This window comes from Halosolutus sp. YCN4, from assembly GCF_059736495.1.
In genome coordinates this window covers 484,454-502,440 of the sequence record NZ_JCASSM010000003.1, presented here as the reverse complement: position 1 = coordinate 502,440, position 17,987 = coordinate 484,454, and the positions used below count along the sequence as shown (strand labels likewise).

Annotated in this window: 18 protein-coding genes; 7 read left to right on the top strand and 11 right to left on the bottom strand. The window is 66.3% G+C overall.

The annotated features are described in order from the left end of the window. Nucleotides 1-88 precede the first annotated feature (88 nt). Nucleotides 89-1,318, top strand: coding sequence for an NADH dehydrogenase subunit (locus AC6I6X_RS12965; RefSeq protein WP_497930941.1), 1,230 nt, complete (start codon nucleotides 89-91; stop codon nucleotides 1,316-1,318). A 100-nt stretch (nucleotides 1,319-1,418) separates the two neighbouring features. Here the strand turns inward: AC6I6X_RS12965 and AC6I6X_RS12960 are convergent, their stop codons facing one another. The 4 genes from AC6I6X_RS12960 to AC6I6X_RS12945 form a co-directional block, all read right to left on the bottom strand. Further along, nucleotides 1,419-1,580 carry a DUF7331 family protein gene (locus AC6I6X_RS12960; protein WP_497930940.1) on the bottom strand — a complete coding sequence of 54 codons (162 nt, stop codon included), beginning with the start codon at nucleotides 1,578-1,580 and terminating at the stop codon, nucleotides 1,419-1,421. A 134-nt stretch (nucleotides 1,581-1,714) separates the two neighbouring features. Beyond that, a complete protein-coding gene (locus AC6I6X_RS12955) occupies nucleotides 1,715-2,152 on the bottom strand; it encodes a zinc ribbon domain-containing protein (protein WP_497930939.1) in 438 nt (145 codons plus the stop codon). A gap of 187 nt (nucleotides 2,153-2,339) precedes the next feature. Beyond that, nucleotides 2,340-3,026 (bottom strand): type I 3-dehydroquinate dehydratase, encoded by a 687-nt coding sequence (locus AC6I6X_RS12950; protein WP_497930938.1) that lies wholly within the window; start codon nucleotides 3,024-3,026, stop codon nucleotides 2,340-2,342. A 79-nt stretch (nucleotides 3,027-3,105) separates the two neighbouring features. Beyond that, a complete protein-coding gene (locus tag AC6I6X_RS12945; protein WP_497930937.1) occupies nucleotides 3,106-4,086 on the bottom strand; it encodes a transcription initiation factor IIB in 981 nt (326 codons plus the stop codon). A gap of 219 nt (nucleotides 4,087-4,305) precedes the next feature. Here AC6I6X_RS12945 and yjjX point away from each other — a divergent pair, with 219 nt between their 5' ends. From yjjX to AC6I6X_RS12930, 3 genes are all read left to right on the top strand, one after another. Beyond that, nucleotides 4,306-4,824 carry an inosine/xanthosine triphosphatase gene (gene yjjX, locus AC6I6X_RS12940; RefSeq protein WP_497930936.1) on the top strand — a complete coding sequence of 173 codons (519 nt, stop codon included), beginning with the start codon at nucleotides 4,306-4,308 and terminating at the stop codon, nucleotides 4,822-4,824. Nucleotides 4,825-5,028: 204 nt separating this feature from the next. Then, entirely contained in the window at nucleotides 5,029-5,250 is a 222-nt protein-coding gene (locus AC6I6X_RS12935; RefSeq protein WP_497931290.1) for a DUF7123 family protein, read from the top strand. Nucleotides 5,251-5,379: 129 nt separating this feature from the next. After that, nucleotides 5,380-6,048, top strand: coding sequence for an HAD family hydrolase (locus tag AC6I6X_RS12930; RefSeq protein ID WP_497930935.1), 669 nt, complete (start codon nucleotides 5,380-5,382; stop codon nucleotides 6,046-6,048). A gap of 31 nt (nucleotides 6,049-6,079) precedes the next feature. Here the strand turns inward: AC6I6X_RS12930 and AC6I6X_RS12925 are convergent, their stop codons facing one another. From AC6I6X_RS12925 to pyk, 5 genes are all read right to left on the bottom strand, one after another. Next, complete coding sequence (locus tag AC6I6X_RS12925) at nucleotides 6,080-6,697, bottom strand: winged helix-turn-helix transcriptional regulator (protein WP_497930934.1); 618 nt, start codon at nucleotides 6,695-6,697, stop codon at nucleotides 6,080-6,082. A gap of 135 nt (nucleotides 6,698-6,832) precedes the next feature. Beyond that, the gene (locus AC6I6X_RS12920; protein WP_497930933.1) at nucleotides 6,833-8,005 is read right to left on the bottom strand and encodes an SPFH domain-containing protein; all 1,173 of its coding nucleotides are present in this window, start codon (nucleotides 8,003-8,005) and stop codon (nucleotides 6,833-6,835) included. Between the two features lie 89 nt (nucleotides 8,006-8,094). Beyond that, complete coding sequence (locus AC6I6X_RS12915; protein WP_497930932.1) at nucleotides 8,095-8,706, bottom strand: NfeD family protein; 612 nt, start codon at nucleotides 8,704-8,706, stop codon at nucleotides 8,095-8,097. A 56-nt stretch (nucleotides 8,707-8,762) separates the two neighbouring features. After that, nucleotides 8,763-9,185: a DUF7312 domain-containing protein gene (locus AC6I6X_RS12910; RefSeq protein ID WP_497930931.1), complete on the bottom strand. Its 423-nt coding sequence runs from the start codon at nucleotides 9,183-9,185 to the stop codon at nucleotides 8,763-8,765. Between the two features lie 99 nt (nucleotides 9,186-9,284). Then, the gene (gene pyk / locus AC6I6X_RS12905; protein WP_497930930.1) at nucleotides 9,285-11,057 is read right to left on the bottom strand and encodes a pyruvate kinase; all 1,773 of its coding nucleotides are present in this window, start codon (nucleotides 11,055-11,057) and stop codon (nucleotides 9,285-9,287) included. 133 nt (nucleotides 11,058-11,190) lie between these two features. Between pyk and AC6I6X_RS12900 the strand changes: the two genes are divergently transcribed. Next, nucleotides 11,191-11,478: a GYD domain-containing protein gene (locus AC6I6X_RS12900; protein ID WP_497930929.1), complete on the top strand. Its 288-nt coding sequence runs from the start codon at nucleotides 11,191-11,193 to the stop codon at nucleotides 11,476-11,478. 24 nt (nucleotides 11,479-11,502) lie between these two features. On the opposite strand, the gene AC6I6X_RS12895 is transcribed toward AC6I6X_RS12900, so the two are convergent. After that, nucleotides 11,503-12,243 carry a potassium channel family protein gene (locus AC6I6X_RS12895; protein ID WP_497931289.1) on the bottom strand — a complete coding sequence of 247 codons (741 nt, stop codon included), beginning with the start codon at nucleotides 12,241-12,243 and terminating at the stop codon, nucleotides 11,503-11,505. A gap of 306 nt (nucleotides 12,244-12,549) precedes the next feature. Here AC6I6X_RS12895 and AC6I6X_RS12890 point away from each other — a divergent pair, with 306 nt between their 5' ends. Then, nucleotides 12,550-14,268, top strand: a complete 1,719-nt coding sequence (locus AC6I6X_RS12890; RefSeq protein WP_497930928.1) for a formate--tetrahydrofolate ligase — start codon at nucleotides 12,550-12,552, stop codon at nucleotides 14,266-14,268. Nucleotides 14,269-14,272: 4 nt separating this feature from the next. Here AC6I6X_RS12890 and metG read toward each other — a convergent pair whose 3' ends face one another. Next, complete coding sequence (gene metG, locus AC6I6X_RS12885; RefSeq protein WP_497930927.1) at nucleotides 14,273-16,369, bottom strand: methionine--tRNA ligase; 2,097 nt, start codon at nucleotides 16,367-16,369, stop codon at nucleotides 14,273-14,275. 247 nt (nucleotides 16,370-16,616) lie between these two features. Between metG and AC6I6X_RS12880 the strand changes: the two genes are divergently transcribed. Beyond that, a complete protein-coding gene (locus AC6I6X_RS12880) occupies nucleotides 16,617-17,963 on the top strand; it encodes a sodium-dependent transporter (RefSeq protein ID WP_497930926.1) in 1,347 nt (448 codons plus the stop codon). Nucleotides 17,964-17,987: the final 24 nt, after the last annotated feature.

Below are 17,987 nucleotides of genomic sequence, written 5' to 3'. Positions count from 1 at the left end.
AAAATCCTTTTAACGCGTAGTATTTTCAGTATTTTACGCCACCTGTTGGCAAATACTATGCCAATAGGTGCCGTTGAACACGGTGGCCATGAGCGTCACTCGAGACCGGCTTCGACAGCTGGAACTGCCCGAGTTCGCGGTGACACTCCGCAACGCCGGCCTGGCGGGTGCTGGCGGTGCTGGATTCCCCACGTACGCCAAGTGGGAGCGACTGGACGAGGTCGACTCGTTGCTGGTCAACCACCAGGAGAGCGAACCGAACTACTACATCGACAAGTGGCTGGGCCGCGATCGAACCGAGGAACTGGCGACGCTGTTCGACGGCCTGCTCGATCGGGCGTTCGATCGGATCGTGATCGCCGCCAAGGAGACGGACCGCGAGGCGTGGCTGGAACCGCTCGAGACCGCCACCGGCGCCACGGTCTACGAACCCGAGGAGTTGCCGCTCGACGGGGACGAGACGGGGATCGTCGTGGCCTACACCGACGACAGGTACGAGTACGGGATGGAGAGCGTCCTCATGCGCCTCGTCGCGGGCGTCGTCCTCGGTGGCGACGACCTCCCCATGGACGAGGGCTGGATCGTCCAGAACACGGAGACGCTGCTGAACGTCTCTCGGGCGCTCGCTGACGGCGAGCCGATGACGCGGAAATTCGTCCACGTCGACGGGCGGGTGCCGCGTCACCGCTTCCTCGAGGTCCCGATCGGGACGCCGGCGACGGACCTCCTCGAGGCCGCGGGCCGAACGGACGACCTCGACGAGAACGAGGTCCTGTTGGACGGCGGTCCGGGGTGGTCGTTCGAGATCGATCGCGCACCCGATCGGTTCGGCGTGCGCAAGCGGACGAACTGCCTGCTGGTGATGGAGGAGTCCGTCGTCGAGGAGAACAAACTCGGCGGGGGTCGGGTCAACGTCCTCGCGCCGGCGGCCTGGAAGGAGAGCGTCCACGAGACGGAGCCGACCGAGACGCTGGATCCTGATCGGGTCTCAGTTCCGCTGATCACCAACCCCGACTTCGAGGGCATCGTGACCCCGAGCGAACCGATCGTTCGCACGGGTGACGAACTCGAGGCCGGCGAGATGATCGCCCGACCGGGTGACGGCATCAGCGTCGCCCAGCACGCGCCGATCGACGGGACGGTCGCCAGCGTCGGAGACCGGTCGATCACGATCGACGGTCACGACGATCCGGCGTCAGCGGCGGACGAGGCGTACCGGATCTACTGGACGTGGTGTGCCGAGTGCGGCCGCTACCTGCCGGAACCGCAACTCGAGGCGACGGACTCGTCGACGTTCGTGTGCGGTCGCTGTCGGTGAGGCGGTCGCCGTCCGTGAGGCGGTCGCTCCTCGTCGCGCGTTCGGACGGCGATGGGCGCCACCGGGGGATCCGTCGAACGGGGAATTCCCCCGAACGGCACTACCGCCGGCAGGGAACCAGTTCGGTCGCCCGGATCCAGGCGGCCGGGTTCGATCGATCGCAGACGACCGTGCCGTCGTCGTCCTCGTAGGTCACGTACTGGTCGAACCGGACCGATCCCGCCGCGTGCTGGCGGTCCGGCGTGGAGAGGTGGTCAGTCATTGAATTCGTGTCGCGATGGGTGTCGCTGGTCCCGGTATCCGCGGACCGCGGAAAAAGCCTCCGTGGAAGTACTACTAGTGTGATTATATCCCGCGACTCGCGTTCGCAGCCCCCGGTAGTTCACCGATCGCCGGCTAGGGCTGGGTCGGTTCGTCCTCCCGGTCGTCGACTGCGGGCCGTTCCAGCCGCGTCGTACACCAGTGACAGAACGTGAGATCCTCGTCGAGTTCCTTGCCACACTCGGGACAGGTCGGGCCGTCGGCGGGATCACCCGCGTTCGGCGGGAATCCCATCGCCCGGAAGGCCGCGTCGATCGTGGCAAACAGCACGATAAACGAGAGGACGAACCGACTCAGCGTACTGGTTTCTTCGGTCATGACGTCCATCCCCTCCGTTACCGTGCCAGCAGCGACGAGCTGTTCGGTGGGGAAAAGAATCACGAACGCCGAGAGGAAGAGACCCGAGAAGACCAGCGCACGGATCCAGTCCCGGATGAGAGCGTGACCTGCGCCAGGCATGACCACGGAGAGACCGGCAGCGGCGAGCGCACGAAGCCACGTCGTCCACGTCATTGTAGGGTGGTAGGGGACCCGCGCCCTTAACATTCCGATTTCGATTGCAGTTTCGAAATCTGTCCAGTGAGACGGACTCCTGCTCGTCAGTTCCGGTACAGCCCCTGGACGGTCGCCGTTTCACCGGTCCCTCGGCACGGCAGACTGTCTGCGGGCCGGCCCCAACCCCGAACCGTCGTCGTCCCGATCACGAGAGCCGATCGACGAGTCGCGAGAGCGTCTCGAGGTCGTACTGTCCGGGCGCGGTCGCGTCGGACGGATCGACGGGCGCGTACCCGATTCGGGAGCCGTACACCGGTGCCACGGCCCGCGTGTGACGTCCCGCCTCCCCCATCGCCATCGTCGCCACGGTGTCGCCGTGGGCCGTCAACTGTTCCGTCGCCGAGAGCAGGGCGAGCGTGTCGGCCCTCGATTCCGCGGTCACGGCCAGTTTCGCGACGTCGCCGTACTTGCCGGCCTCCGTCAGCGTCCGAACGAGTTCCGGGCGGGGCGGCGTTCCCTCGAAGTCGTGGGCCGAGACGACGATCGAGACGTCCCGATCGCGCGCGGTCTCGAGGAGGTCCTCGGCGTCGCCGTCGAGGACCGCGGCGAGTTCGACGTCGATCGCGTCGACCGCGTCGATCGCCGTCGCGTCGGCGAGCGCGTCGAGCCGATCGTCGTCGCTTCCCGCCCACTCGCCGCCCTCCCAGTCGGCGCGGTTCGTCGCGAGGATCGGCAGGTCGCCGTCGTACGCTTCGAGTGCGGCCAGGGGGTCGTCGTCGAGATCCATCCGGTACTCGATCGCGTCGGCGTGCTCGCGGGCGATCGGATCGGCCGCGTCCGCGAGATCGGCGGTCGAGGCGGCACAGACGAAGGTGTCGAACGAAAGCGTCATTGCTGGTCGATACTGTGGCCGACGGCGCGAAAAACGGTGTCGTTCCGGCGAGTTCCGCGGGGACCGGGCGAAACGGCCGTTACGCGAGACCGAGCGTCTCTTCGGCCTCGAGCAGTTCGTGGTAGCGGTTCCGGATCGTGACCTCGGAGATGTCCGCGACGTCGCTGACGGCCGCCTGCGTGGTCTTCTCGTTGGTCAGCAGGGCGGCGGCGTAGACCGCTGCGGCGGCCAGACCGACCGGCGACTTGCCGCTATGGACACCCTTCTCCTTCGCGTTCTGGAGCAGGCCGCGCGCGCGGTGTTCGGCCTCGTCGGAGAGGTCGAGTCCCGACGCGAACCGCGGCACGTAGCTCTCGGGGTCGGCGGGCTGGACCTCGAGGCCCAGTTCCCGCACGACGTAGCGGTAGGTGCGGGCGATCTCGTTCTTCTCGACGCGGGAGACGTCCGCGATCTCGTCGAGCGAGCGGGGGACGCCGGCCTGGCGCGCGGCGGCGTAGACGCAGGACGTCGAGACGCCCTCGATCGATCGACCCGGGAGGAGGTCCTCGTCGAGCGCCCGGCGGTAGATGACGCTGGCGGTTTCGCGGACGTTCGTCGGGAGGCCGAGCGCGCTGGCCATCCGATCGATCTCGCCGAGGGCCTGTTTGAGGTTGCGCTCCTTGGAGTCGCGGGTGCGGAAGCGCTCGTTCCACTTGCGCAGGCGCTGCATCTTCTCGCGCTGGCGCGAACCGAGCGAGTTGCCGTAGGCGTCCTTGTTACGCCAGTCGATGTTCGTCGAGAGCCCCTTGTCGTGCATCGTGTTCGTCGTGGGTGCGCCCACGCGGGACTTCTCGTTCTTCTCGGTGGCGTCGAACGCGCGCCACTCCGGCCCGCGGTCAACGGAGTCCTCCTCGACGACCAGGCCGCAGTCCTCACAGACGGTTTCGCCGTGCTCGTCGTCGACGACGAGGTTGCCCGCACACTCCGGGCAAACGAGGGCGTTTTCCTCCTGCGCGGTCGTTTCGTCCGTCGTTTCCTGTTCGGTACGCCGTACTCTGGTGTTCGATGGTGCGTTTGTCATTGCGATGGCGAGTGCTGTCCGGCCGAACCACGCGCAAAAGCCGGACGGATTCGTTATCTACCTCGTTCAGACAGCCACGGTTTAACAGTTTCGAAATACCGGCCCGACAACGCTCGAAAACGGGTAATTCGTCGGAACTGGCATGAAAGATGCAAACATTCAAGCAAGGGAGCGAGCGCGAAACGAGGCAGTCAAACCGTCCCGGTGGGAACGGCGACCATGCACGTCGCCGTCGGGAGCACGAACCCGGTCAAGGTCGCAGCCGTCGAACGGAGACTCGAGCGATTCGATCCGACCGTCAGCGCCGTCTCGGTCGACTCCGGCGTCCCAGAGCAACCGTGGTCGATCGAGGAAACCGTCACGGGCGCGGAGAACCGCGCCCGACGCGCGCTCGATCGGACGGACGCGACGTACGGCGTCGGCCTCGAAGGCGGTGTCGCCCGACTCGACGGGGTGAAGGGCGTCTCGCTGATCATGTGGGCTGTCGCGACCGACGGGCAGCGCATCGAGCGCGCCGGCGGCCCGACGCTTCGCCTCCCCGATCGTATCGCGTCGCGACTCGAGGCGGGCGAGGAACTCGGGCCGGTCATGGACGACGTCCTCGGGACCGAGAACGTCGCCGAGGCCGAGGGGGCCGCCGGCGTACTCACCGACGGCCTGACCGATCGGACGCAGGCGCTCGGCGAAGCCGTCGCCTGTGCGTTCGGGCCGCTCGTTCGATCGGGCATCGAGCCGTAGGTAGGCCGGCATTACACGCCGAAACAGTTCCGGAAATCGGAGTGTCGTCGGTCCGGACGAATTAACCGGTCGTACCAACGCCACCTTTCGGATCGATTATTCCACGATTACTGGCCGGGAAAACCGCAGGACAGCGCCGGGTTAACTTCCCGTACCAAACCCCCTAAGGGTGACGCCGTCGTTGCAACGAGTATGAGCACTGCAATGGCCCCCGACCTCACGAGCAAACAGCGGCAGATTCTCCAGTACCTCCGGGAGAACGCGGCGACGAAGACGTACTTCAAGTCGCGGCTCATCGGGAAAGAGCTCGGGATGACGGCCAAGGAGGTCGGTGCGAACATCACCGCACTCCAGGAAGGTGACTACGAGATCGAGATCGAAAAGTGGGGTTACTCCTCGAGTACGACCTGGAAAGTCGACGTGTAATCGGCCAGCACGCGCGCTCTCTTTCCCCTTCTCCACGACGTCACGGCCGCTGTGCAGGAGTCACTGCTCCGCACACCCCCGACAGCGATACCGAACCGTCTTTTTCGCGGGCGTCCACAGTGTGGCGACATGGAACCGGTCCTCTTCGATATGGACGGGGTCATCCTCGAGGGTCCCCGGACCGACCCGCAGGTCTACGACGCCGCCGCGGACGCCGCCCTCGCTGACCTCGGTGCCGACCCGACGCCAGTCCAGCGGCGGACCCTCCGGCAACACGATCTCGAGGGCATCGAGGCGACGTGTGCGGACCTCGGAATCGACCCCGATCGCTTCTGGGGACTGAAAGAGCACTACGCCTCCGCGGGGACCCACGAGCGGATCCGATCGGGCGACCGGGAACTCTACGACGACGTCGACGCGATCGCCGATCTCGGAGGCCGAACGACGATCGGACTGGTCACCAACAACCGCCACGAGACGGCGTCGTTCGTCGCCGAGTACCTCGAGAGCGAATTCGGGATCACGTTCGACGTCGTTCGCGGGCGAGAACCGACGTTCGAGGGCTACCGGCGACGGAAACCGGATCCCTACTACGTCGAGCGCGCCCTCGCCGACCTCGGCATCGATCGAGGCATCTACGTCGGCGACTTCCCGAAAGACGTGACGGCGGGCACTGCGGCCGGACTCGAGACTGCCCTCCTGCGTCGTCCGCACAACCGGGGTCTCGAGCGTCCTGCGGACGCGACCTACGAACTCGAGTCGCTCGCGGCGCTTCTGGATACCGTGTCGATCGACTGACCGCGTGAGAACAACGCGTTCGAAGCGATTCCTAGCCGGTGTACTCGAGGTGGTCGTTCGCTTCGCGGGCGAGCGTCATCGCCCGCTCGCCGAAGGAGTCGGCGTGGCGGACGATCAGGAGCAACACCGTTTCGGGCCGCTCGACCGCGTAGCCGTCGTCGCGCGAGAGGAGGGACGCCTCCTCCAGTTCGCCCGCGTACTTGCTCACGGTCGGCGGTGACACCTCGAGTGCCTCCGCGAGGTCGCCGGCGGTGGCGTCGGGATCCAGGAGGAGTTCGATCAGCATGCCCCGGGGCGTCGATCGGCGCAGATAGCCCAGCGCGTCCTTTTCGAACTCGTCGAACCGGTCCGCCAGGACGAACCGCTTGTAGTCGCCGTCGCTGTATCGCTCGATCGCCCCGGCCTCCTCGAGTTGGCGGAGGTGGTGCTGGGTTTCACCCGTTCCGAGCCGGAGGTCGTCCCGGATCTTGGAGAAGTGTGCCCCGGGCGTCGTCGAGAGGTAGCCCGCGATCGCGTCACGGGCGTCGCTCTCCCCCGTCTCGGCGCTCGCCGTTTCGGAAAACCGGGAGAGTGGAGCAGTGGCCCCGAGGGCGGCGAATCGCCGCAGGGTTGCCCGTTTGTCGTCATCGACCCCGTCGGGCGATACCATCGTGTCTCTACAGTCGGGGATGGGCCGAGTCGTAAAACCGGTTTCGCTCCGCTTCGCTCACCGAATCGTGACTGTTACGGCCGACGAAAAATCACCGGTTCGTCCTCGAGGACGGCCGATCCGGGAACCGGCCGATCAGTCGTTCGAACTCGATTCGTCGGCGTCGCTCGCCGACGCGTCGGTTCCGCCGTCGGTCTGACCCTGGAAGTCCTGGTCCATCTCCTCGATGACCTCGTCCGGGTCGGCGATGGTCGACGGATCCTCGCCTTGCTTGATCGCCTGGGCCTCCTGTTCCATCGCTTCGACGTCCATCTCCGCTTCCTGGTCGATTTCGCCGATGATCTCGGCGATGTCGTCCAGGCCGATCAGTTCGCGGGTCTCCTCGTCGAACTCGAGGCTTTCGAGTTGGTCGCCGTCTTCCTTGACGTCGCTGCCCGAGAGGTGCTTGCCGTAGCGGCCGACCATCGAGGTCAGTTCCTGGGGCATGACGAACGTCGTGGATTCGCTCTGGCCGATTTCGGTCAGGGCGTCCATCCCCTTGTCGATGACCGCGCGTTCGCCCATCGATTCGGCCGAACGGGCGCGCAGGACGGTCGAGATGGCGTCACCCTGTGCTTCGAGGATCTGGCTTTGCTTTTCACCCTGGGCGCGGATGATCTCGGACTGTTTGTCACCCTCGGCCTTCTCGACGGCGCTGCGGCGTTCACCCTGGGCCTCGAGGATCATGGCACGGCGTTTCCGCTCCGCGGAGGTCTGTTGCTCCATCGCGCGCTGGACGTCCTTCGAGGGGTTGACCTCGCGGACCTCCACGCTCTCGACGCGGATCCCCCACTCGTCGGTGGGTTCGTCGAGTTCGGTGCGGATCTTCGCGTTGATCTCCTGGCGCTTGTTCAGGGTGTCGTCGAGTTCCATGTCCCCCAGCACGGCACGCAGCGTCGTTTGGGCGAGGTTCGAGACGGCCTTCTTGTAGTCGTCGACTTCGAGGAACGCCTTCTTCGCGTCCATCACCTTGATGTAGACGACCGCGTCGGCGGTCACGGGGGAGTTGTCCCGCGTGATCGCCTCCTGGCGGGGCACGTCCAGCGTCTGTGTCCGCATGTCGAACCGGTACGTGTTCGAGACGAACGGCGGCACCCAGTTGATCCCGGGTTCCAGCAGCTTGCGGTACTCGCCGAACACCGTCAGCGCGCGCTTCTCGTAGGCGTTGACGATCTCGATCGCGCTGAGAAGCGCGGCGATGACGACGACGAGGAGGAGGGCACCGATGAACAGCAGGGCACCACCGGTTTGCAGTGGGAGTAGCTCCATGTTTCAGTGTTACGGTGGGGGGATGAAAAGGGTTCCCTTGTTTCACTGACAAGAAACTTGATCCCGATCGGCCGGTCCGGCGGGGGCGATCAGTCGGACCGACTCGATTCCGTTTCGGTCGCCGACTCGTCGGACTCGTCGGACCCGTCGCGTGCGGTCGACGCGCCGGCATCCGCGTCCCGATCGGCGGCGGCCGACTCCTGTGCGAGCGCGCGATCGATCTCGTCCTCGCCGATCGCGCCGAGCGATTCGACCGTCAGGACGTTCCCGCCACCGGGGTCGAGGACGATGATCTCTTCGCCCTCCTCGATCGTCCCGCTGGTCGTTCGGGCGCTGTAGTACGGTGCGAAGCCGCCGGCGTCGAGTTTGACCTCGCCGCCGCGGGCCGTGACGGTCTCGGTGACGTAGCCCGTCGACCCGGCCAGGGACTTCGAGTCCGACGTCTGTGCCGTCCCCTTCCCGCCGTAGAAGTCGAACTCGCGGTAGACGTAGGTCGCCGCGATCCCGATCACGAGCGTGAGCGCGGCCAGCGCCAGCGGGCCCACCGTGCCGGGAAAGACGATCCCGACGAGGCCCGCACCGACCAGTGCGATCCCGATGACGATGAGGTGGGCTCCCGGCGAGAGAGCCTCCAGCCCCATCAGGACGAGCCCCGCCGCAAGCAGCGCGAGGGCCATATTTTCCACGAGGAGTTCGAGCATACGAACAGCTAGGGTCTCAGCCCGATTAAAGGTTTATTGGCCAGCGAGGGTGGATTTCAACCAAGTGGAAGCGCCAGCAGTCGGATAATGACCAGTATCATCGCGATCGCGCCCAGCAGGACGAAGATCGCGTGCTCGAGGGTCGGATCGCCGGCCTCGATCGGGGTCGAACTCGGCTCCGGGACGTATCCGTCCTCGTCCGTGTCCCCGGACTCGTCGCCCCGCTCCCCATCGTCGCCCGGCCCCGAGAGATCGATCGGAATCCGATCGCGCTCGGCCCGATCGTCGCCGACACCGACGCGACCGGAGTCGTCGTCCCCGTCACGCCGGGCCGGTGTGTCAGCCAGGGCGTCCGCGCCATCGTCGGGCGTCCGTGCGTCGTCGCGATCGGTCTGCCAGTCTTCCGCCGTGACGTCTCGCGGTCCGTCCGACTGGCCGTTCCGTCCGTCGCGGTCGTCACCGGACGCGTCCTCTGCCATACGTCACATCAGAACGGCCACGGCCAAAAATCCGCGGTCCGAGCGCGACGGGGCTCGAGCCGACGTGCCGCGAGGGAGTCGACGCCGCGACGCGCGAGTTCAGGCCCGATCGCTCCCGTCGCGGGTGTCCCCGCCGTAGACGACGCCGCGCTCGGCGTCCAGGGTCACGGTCCGTCCGTCGGCCTCGTCCACGAGGTCCGCGCCGCTGATCATCGGGATCTCCATCTCGCGGGCGACCAGCGCGGGGTAGCCGGTCATGCCCCGCTGGGCGTCGACGAGACCGCCGATCTTCGTGAGGTCGCCCTCGAACTCGTCGTCGAACTCGGCCGGCAGCGCGAGGATCGCGCCGTCGGGAACCCCCGCGAGATCCCCGTCCCGGATCGGAACGAGCGGCCCGGAACTGCGTCCCTCGACGACGACGCGGCCGGTCGTCAGCGCCTCCGCGGCGACGTGGACCTTGAGCATGTTCGTCGTGTTCGCGCCCTCGAGTTCGGTCATCATTCCACAGAGGACGACGACCGTATCGCCGCTTTCGGCTACCCCCGCGTCGAGCGCCGCCTGGACCGCTTTCTCGACGACGGCGCCGGCGCCCTGATCGGAAACGTTGGCGTACAGCGGCGTCACGCCCCACGAGAGCGCGAGTTGCCGGCGGACGCGGTGGCTCGGCGTCGACGCGACGACCGGCACGCCGGGTCGGTACTTCGCCGTCTTCAGCGCCGTGTAGCCGGACTCGGTCGCGGCCACGACGGCGTCCGCGCCGATGTCCCGCGCCAGGAAGCGGGCCGATCGAGCCAGCGCGTCCGTCCGCGCGTCGCCCGACGCGGGCACGCGCTGTTCGAGTAACTCGTCGTACTCCGCGGAGCCCTCGACCTCGCGGATGATGCTGTCCATGGCGCCCACGACTGCGGGCGGGTGGTCGCCGATCGCGGTCTCGGCCGACAGCATGACCGCGTCGGTGCCGTCGAGGACGGCGTTCGCGACGTCCGAGGCCTCGGCCCGGGTGGGACGGCGCGCGTGAACCATCGAGTCGAGCATCTCCGTGGCCGTGATGACCGGCTTGCCCGCCTCGTGGCACTTGCGGATGATCCGCTTCTGGATCATCGGGACGTCCTCCATCGGACACTCGACGCCGAGGTCCCCGCGGGCCACCATGATCCCGTAGGAGGCGTCGACGATCTCGTCCAGATTGTCGACCGCGCCGGCGCGTTCGATCTTCGCGACGATCGGAATCTCCGCGCCGAGGTCCTCCAGGACCTCGCTGACCTCGTAGACGTCCTCGGCGTCCCGGACGAAACTCGCCGCGACGAAGTCGACGTCCTTCTCGGCGGCGAGTTCGAGGTCCTTCCGATCGGACTCGGTGACGACGTCGAGATCGAGGTCGACGCCGGGAACGTTGACGCCCTTGCGACCGCCGAGGTTGCCGCCGGTGTCGACCCGGGCGCGGATCCCGTCGTCGTCATGCTCGATCACGGTCGTCTCGATCACGGTCGTCTCGATCAATCCGTCGTCGAGCAGGATGCGATCGCTCGCCTCGACGGCGTCGATCGGCAAGGAGAGGCCCACCCGATCGGGAGTCGCGTCCTCGCCCTCGGCGAAGACGATCTCGGAACCGGTCTCGAGGCGGACCGTCTCGCCCTCGGGAAGCGGTGCGGTGCGGATCTCTGGGCCCTGCATGTCGAGCATCACCGCGACGGGTTCGTCGCGTTCGTCGTCGACGGCCCGGACCCGATCGATCAGTTCGGCCCGGTCCTCGCGGCTGCCGTGGCTCGCGTTCAGGCGGGCGACGGACATGCCCGCGTCGGCGAGGTTCCGGATCGCCGACCTGGTGTTCGAGGCCGGCCCCAGGGTACAGACGATCTTGGCGTTTCTCATGTCGTCCCCTATCGCGGGCACCGGCAAAAAGATGGGTGACTTACTCGTTCTAGAGTTTATTTTTGATCTATAGTTTCAGCGCCCGTCCTGTGCCACGTCAACCGTTTTCCGAGTGCCGTCCGTCCCGTCGGACGTGCCCACCTACGCCTCGCTCATCGACCTCGCCGATCGGGACGTCCAGAACGCACAGGAGATGGCCTCGATCTGGGGAGCGGTCAGGACCGAGTTCGAACAGCACAACGCCGAACTGCTGGACTCGTACGCGATCCTCGGGGAACGGGATTTCCTCGCCCTGTTCGAGGCAGGTGACAACGAGGCGGCGTTCAAATGCGCGCTCACGCTCCGTCGTCACGGCCTCGACGGCCAGACCATGGAGGTCGTCGACACGGACGACTTCTCGACCCTGGTCGACGAGGTCTGATCCGTCTCGCCGTCGAGGCGAGTCTCACTCCGACGACTCCTCGAGCAGTCGAGTTATCTGTTGCCCGCTGACAACCTCGGGGATGACGACCTCGTCGGCGCCGGCTTCCCTCGCGACCGACTCGTACATCTCTTCGCCGACGCGGACGAGCAGTTCCGGCGTGTTCTCCGCGGTCCCGCTGACGATCGTGATCTGGATCGTGATGTTCGAGTCGTCGATCGCGGCGACGAGTTTCGACGCGCGATTGATCCCCGCGTCTCGTAGTACGCCCTCGCGTCTAGCGTCGCCCTCGACGAGCAGGTGGCCGTCGTCTCGCACTCGACGGGCGGTGTCCTCGTCGAATTCGACGACGACGACGTCTCGCCCGCCGTCGGTGAGACGGTTCGCGATCGTTCGTCCGAACATCCCGTAGCCGCAGACGATAACGTGATTTTCGAGTTCAGAGATCTGTCGACGCATTGTTGCTCGTGTCACCTCCGCTCGAATCTGTCCGCCGAACGCCGCAGTGAGCACCGTTTCGCCGATCCACAGGCCCGAGAGGACCAGTCCGACCGTAACCAGGATCGCGTACGCCTTGACGGCCCGGACCGGTCCATCGTGCTGTTCGAAGTGAAGTTCGATGCTCGTCGGATCGATCAGCCAGAACGCCGCCTCGACGAGTCCGACGCCGTCGAGAGTCGCGTATCCGAGGACGCCGGCCGTGACGATCGCGACGAAACCCACGATCGGCGCCAGCGTCCGTCGTAAGATCGGTCGATCGGCCATCGGGGAGCCGAGCGCTGATCGCACAGGCGACAGTAGGAGGGAGCACGTATAGACGTGCGGGTTGCTGCAAAGCGGTCTCGGACCCGTCGCGACGCGACCGATCGGAACGCGACAAACGGCTGGCCCGGGGAGAATCACACGACGCTCGACGACACCGCCCCGGTACCCGTTACCGGACCTTCTCGCCGATCGTCGTCTTCGTCACTTCGCCCTCGTCGGCGGGCGCGACCGACGTCGCTGGCCGTCGTTCCCGCGGCGTGGTAATCGTGACCTGGGTTTGACCCCCATATCAGCGTATCGGCTCCTATGAGCACACATTCTCCCGACGAACCGATACCATCGGACGCGGAGATCGCGCGCGCGGCGACCGAACGGCCGATCGAGGACGTGGTTTCCGCGCTCGGTCTCGAACCCGACGACCTCGATCCGTACGGAGAGTCCGTCGCCAAACTCACGGCCGAGACCACCCGACAACTCTCGGAGCGATCGACGGCCGACGCCCGGTACGTCCTCGTCACCGGCATGACGCCGACGCCACGCGGTGAAGGGAAGACGGTGACCAACGTCGGCCTCGCACAGGCGTTCGATCGGCTCGGCAAGACCGCAGTCGCGGCGATCCGCGAGCCCTCGCTCGGGCCGGTGTTCGGGCTCAAAGGCGGCGCGGCCGGCGGCGGCTACTCCCAGGTCCTCCCGATGGAGGACATCAACCTGCACTTCACGGGGGACCTCCACGCTGTCACGGCCGCGCACAACGTGATTGCGGCGACGCTCGACAACCACGTCCACCAGGGGAACGACCTCGGCGTCGATCCCACCGAGGTCGTCTGGCCGCGGGCGATAGACGTCAACGATCGCGCGCTACGCGAACTCGTCGTCGGACTCGGTGGCTCGGCCAACGGGCCGCCACGCGAGGACGGGTTCGTCCTGACGGCGGCCTCGGAGCTCATGGCCGTGCTCTGTCTGGCCGACGGGATCGCCGACCTGAAAGACCGGATCGGGAGCATCATCGTCGCCTACGACGCCGCGGACGACCCCGTCACCGTCGACGACCTCGGCGTAACCGGCGCGGTCGCCGTGTTGCTCAAGGACGCGTTCCGGCCCAACCTCGTCGGAACGATCGAGGGGACGCCGGCGTTCGTTCACGGGGGGCCGTTCGCGAACATCGCTCACGGCACGAACTCGATCGTCGCGGACCGGGTCGGCGGCGCACTCGCCGACTACGTCGTAACGGAGGCCGGTTTCGGTGCGGACCTCGGCGCCGAGAAGTTCTTCGACATCGTGGCTCCGGCCGCCGGCATCGAGCCCGCGGCCGCGGCGCTGGTCGTCTCCGTCCGCGCGCTCAAGTACCACGGCAAGGACATGTGGCCCGTCGAGTTCGACGCCCTCGAGGAACCCGACGTCGCCGCCGTCCGCGCCGGCTTCGAGAACCTCGATCGGCACGTCGCGATCCTCGAAGCGTTCGGCGTTCCGGTCGTCGTCGCCGTCAACCGGTTCCCCGGGGACGCTGACGCCGAAGTCGACGCGATCCTCGATCACTGTCGGGGGAGCCTCGGCGTTCGGGCCGCCGAATCGACGGTCTACCGGGATGGCGGCGACGGTGGGATCGAACTCGCGACGGCGATCGACGACGCCGTCGACGAGCACGACGAACCGTTCGAACCGATATACGACCGCGACGCGCCGGTCACCGAGAAGATCGAGACGGTCGCGACCCGGGTCTACGGTGCGGACGGCGTCACCTTCACGGACGACGCCCGCGCCGATCTCGATCGACTCGAATCGATCGGGCTCGCGGACGCCCCGGTCTGTCTCTCGAAGACGCCGTACTCGTTCAGCGACGATCCGTCGAAAAACGGTGTGCCGGAGGGATGGGAGCTGACGGTCCGGGAACTCCGACCCTCGGCAGGCGCGGGGTTCGTCGTCGCGCTCACCGGTGACGTCCTCACGATGCCCGGACTCCCGTCGGAGCCGGCTGCACTCGAGATCGACCTCGAGGCTGACGGGACCGTGACGGGACTGTTCTAGGTCGCTATCGGATTTTCTCGCCGATCGCGGCGTCGCCGTGGGTCGTCAGCAGGTCGGCCTCGTCGCCGGCCGCGAGGATCATGCCGTTGGACTCGACGCCGAACAGTTCCGCGGGTTCCATGTTCGCCAGCAGGACGCACTTCTGGCCCGGCAGTTCGTCGAGGTCGTGCAGTTGCTTGATCCCGGCGACCACCTGGCGAGTCTCGAAGCCGATGTCGACTTCGAGGCGCGCGAGGTCGTCGGCGCCCTCGATCCCCTCGGCCGATTCGATGCGGCCGACGCGGATGTCCAGTTCCTGGAAGTCTTCGAAGCCGATGCGGTCCTCGAGTAGCGGCTCGAGATCGTCGGTGTCTGCCATGCCTGCGGATTCGTCCGCGGCGGTGTCGTCGCTTTCGGTTTCCGCCTCGTCGTCATCGTCGGCTGCGTCCGCCACGCGTTCCTCGAGCTTCTCGTTCAGTTCCGCGACGCGATCGTCCTCGATCTTCTCGAAGAGTTCCCCGGGTTCGTCGAAGGTCCGCGGCGGCGCCTCGAGGGCGTCCTCGAGGTGGGCGTCGGCGATGTCGCCGTCCTCGCCCAGCTGTTCCCAGAGGCGCTGGGCCTTGTCGGGGGCGATCGGCTCGAGCAGGACGGCGACGGCCTTGGCGATCTGGACGCAGTCACGGATGACCTGCGCGGCTTCCTCGGGGTCGTCGTCGGTGAGCTTCCAGGGCTCGTTGCGCTGGATGTACTCGTTGCCGAACTGCGCGAGTCGCGTCGCGGCCTGCCCGACGCCGCGAAGCGAGTAGTCGTTGACGCTCTCGCGCACCTCGCCGATCGCGCCCTCGATGCGCTCGCGGACCTCCTCGGAGACGTCGGCCTCCGGCGTCCCCTCGTAGTTCCGGTAGGCGAAGAGCAGCGATCGGTACCAGAAGTTGCCCACGGTGCCGACGAGTTCGCCGTTGACCTTCTCCTGGAAGGCGTCCCACGAGAAGTCGACGTCCTGCTGGAGGCCGCCCGTGGTCGTCAGGTAGTACCGGAGCAGGTCGGGGTGGAATCCTTCGTCGAGGTACTCCTTGGCCCAGATAGCCCGATTCCGACTGGTCGAGAGCCCCTTCCCGTTGATCGTGATGAAGCCGGTCGCGGCGACTCCCCGGGGTGCGTTGTAGCCGGCCCCTTCGAGCATCGCGGGCCAGAAGATGGTGTGGTGCTGGATGATGTCCCGGCCGATGACGTGGACGATTTCGCCCTCCTCTCTCCAGACCTGCTCCCAGTCGTACTCGTCGCTCCCGACGCGTTCGGTGTACTGTTTGGTCGAGGAGATGTACTCGATCGGCGCGTCGACCCAGACGTAGAGGACGAGGTCCGACTCGCCGTCAGGGTAGTCGATCCCCCAGTCCATATCGCGCGTGATACACCAGTCCTGCAGGCCGTCCTCGATCCACTGGCGCGGCTGGTTCCGGGCGTTCGAGGTTCCCTCAAGGTCGTCGAGGAACTCGGTCAGGTAGTCCGCGAACGCCGAGACCTCGAAGAACTTGTGGGTCCGCTCGCGGTACTCGGCCGGGTTCCCGGTGATCGTGCTGGTCGGGTCCTCGACCTCGCCGGGTTCGAGGTGGCGCTGACAGCCCTCGTCGCACTCGTCCCCGCGGGCCTTCGCGCCGCAGTAGGGGCAGGTCCCCTCGACGTAGCGATCGGGCAGGTACTGGTCGGCCTCGGGGTCGTAGGCCACCTGAATCTCCTTCTCGTAGATGTACCCCTCCTCGTCCAGCGTGCGGACGATGTCCTGCGTGGTCTCGACGTTGGTCTCGTCGTGGGTGTGGCCGTAGTTGTCGAACTCGACGTTGAACTGTGGGAACGTCTCCTCGTACTGGCGGTGCCAGTCCAGGGCGAACTCTTCGGGGTCGACGCCCTCTTTCTCGGCGTTGACGGCGACCGGTGTGCCGTGCATGTCCGATCCGCAGACGTAGGCCGTCTCCTGGCCGAGCGTCTCGAGCGCTCGTGCGAAGGCGTCGCCGCCGACGTACGTTCGAAGGTGGCCGACGTGCAGGTCGCCGTTCGCGTACGGCAACCCGCAGGTCACGACCGCGGGTCTCTCCGTCGGAAAGTCGTTGCTCATATGCGTCATGAGTGGGTGCCGGGCGTAAAACCCGCCGGTTTTCGATCGATAGGAAGCTGCCGGTCGCCGCCGACCGGGAGCCGGATCGGCAGTCGTTACCGATCGATATAGTCTCGCCCGATCAACTGAACCGTATATTATATTACATAATGCATTTCCAGAAACGTGTGGTATACCTCACATAACGCGTGAATACGGCGATTACTCGCGCGGACGATTCAGTGGACTTTTGATAAATACGGTGAAAGCGGGTGGTATGAGTTCAGTCGATATTCCGCGCGAACAGTGGGCGACCCGTGCAGGATTCATCCTGGCCGCCGTTGGTAGCGCAGTCGGACTCGGAAACATCTGGCGGTTCCCGTTCCTGACGGCCGAATCGGGTGGCGCAGTGTTCGTGTTGGTCTACCTGTTCCTCGTCGCGCTCATCGGACTCCCTGTAATGCTCGTCGAGTTCGTGATCGGCCGGCGGTCGGAGCGGAACCCGATCGGCGCGTTCAGACGCCTCGGCCACCCGTCGTGGAAGTTCGCCGGGGCGATAGGCGCGGTCGCCGGCTTCATCATCCTCTCGTACTACAGCGTCGTGGGCGGCTGGGTGCTCCAGTACATCGTCGCCAGCTTCACCGGCGGCTACGGTGGCGACGCGGAGGCCTTCTTCCTCGAGACCGCGACCGGGACGAACGCGATCATCTACCACGCTGTCTTCATGGCGTTCGTGGCCGGCATCGTCTCCCTCGGCGTCCGCGACGGACTGGAGCGGGCGGCCAAGCTGATGGTGCCGAGCGTCATCGTGCTCCTCGTCGGCCTCGCCGTGTACGCCGCGACGCTCCCGAACACGGGCGCCGGGTACGAGTTCTACCTCTCGCCCAACGTCGACACGTTCGTCTCCGACGCCGTCGACATCCTGCCCGCCGCGGCCGGACAGGCGTTCTTCACGCTGTCGCTCGGCATGGGCGTGATGATCACCTACTCCTCCTATCTCGGCGAGAACCGGAACTTGCTCAACGATTCGCTCATCATCGTCGCGATCGACACGTTCATCGCGATCCTGGCGGGCTTCGTCGCCTTCCCGTTCCTCGCCTCACAGGGCGTCAACCTCGAAACCGGCGGCGGCGGCGCGGGCGCGGTCTTCATCAGCCTCGCGACAGCGTTCGAGACCATGCCGGCCGGAACGATCGTGGGTGGCATCTTCTTCATTATGCTGTTGATCGCCGCGCTGACCAGCGCGTTCAGCATCCTCGAAGTCGTCGTCTCGTTCGTCGTGGACACGTTCGACGTCGATCGCGTTCCGGCGACGCTCGGACTGGCGGCGATCATCTTCGTCGTGGGCATTCCGACCGCGACGAACCTGACGTACCTCGACACCTACGACCTGTTCGCGAACAACATCCTGCTCATCGTCGGCGGGCTGGTGCTCTCCATCTTCGTCGGCTGGATCTACGCCCCCGACGCCCTCGACGAACTCGGGCAGGGACGCGGCGGAAACAACGGCTTCGACGCGTACTGGATCAACGTCGTCCGGTTCGTCGTCCCGGTGGTGCTCCTCTACACGGTGTACCTCGCTATCCGGGAGTACATCACGTTCCTGCAGGGAACGTTCTTCTGATTCGGTAGACCGACCGAGTCCGAT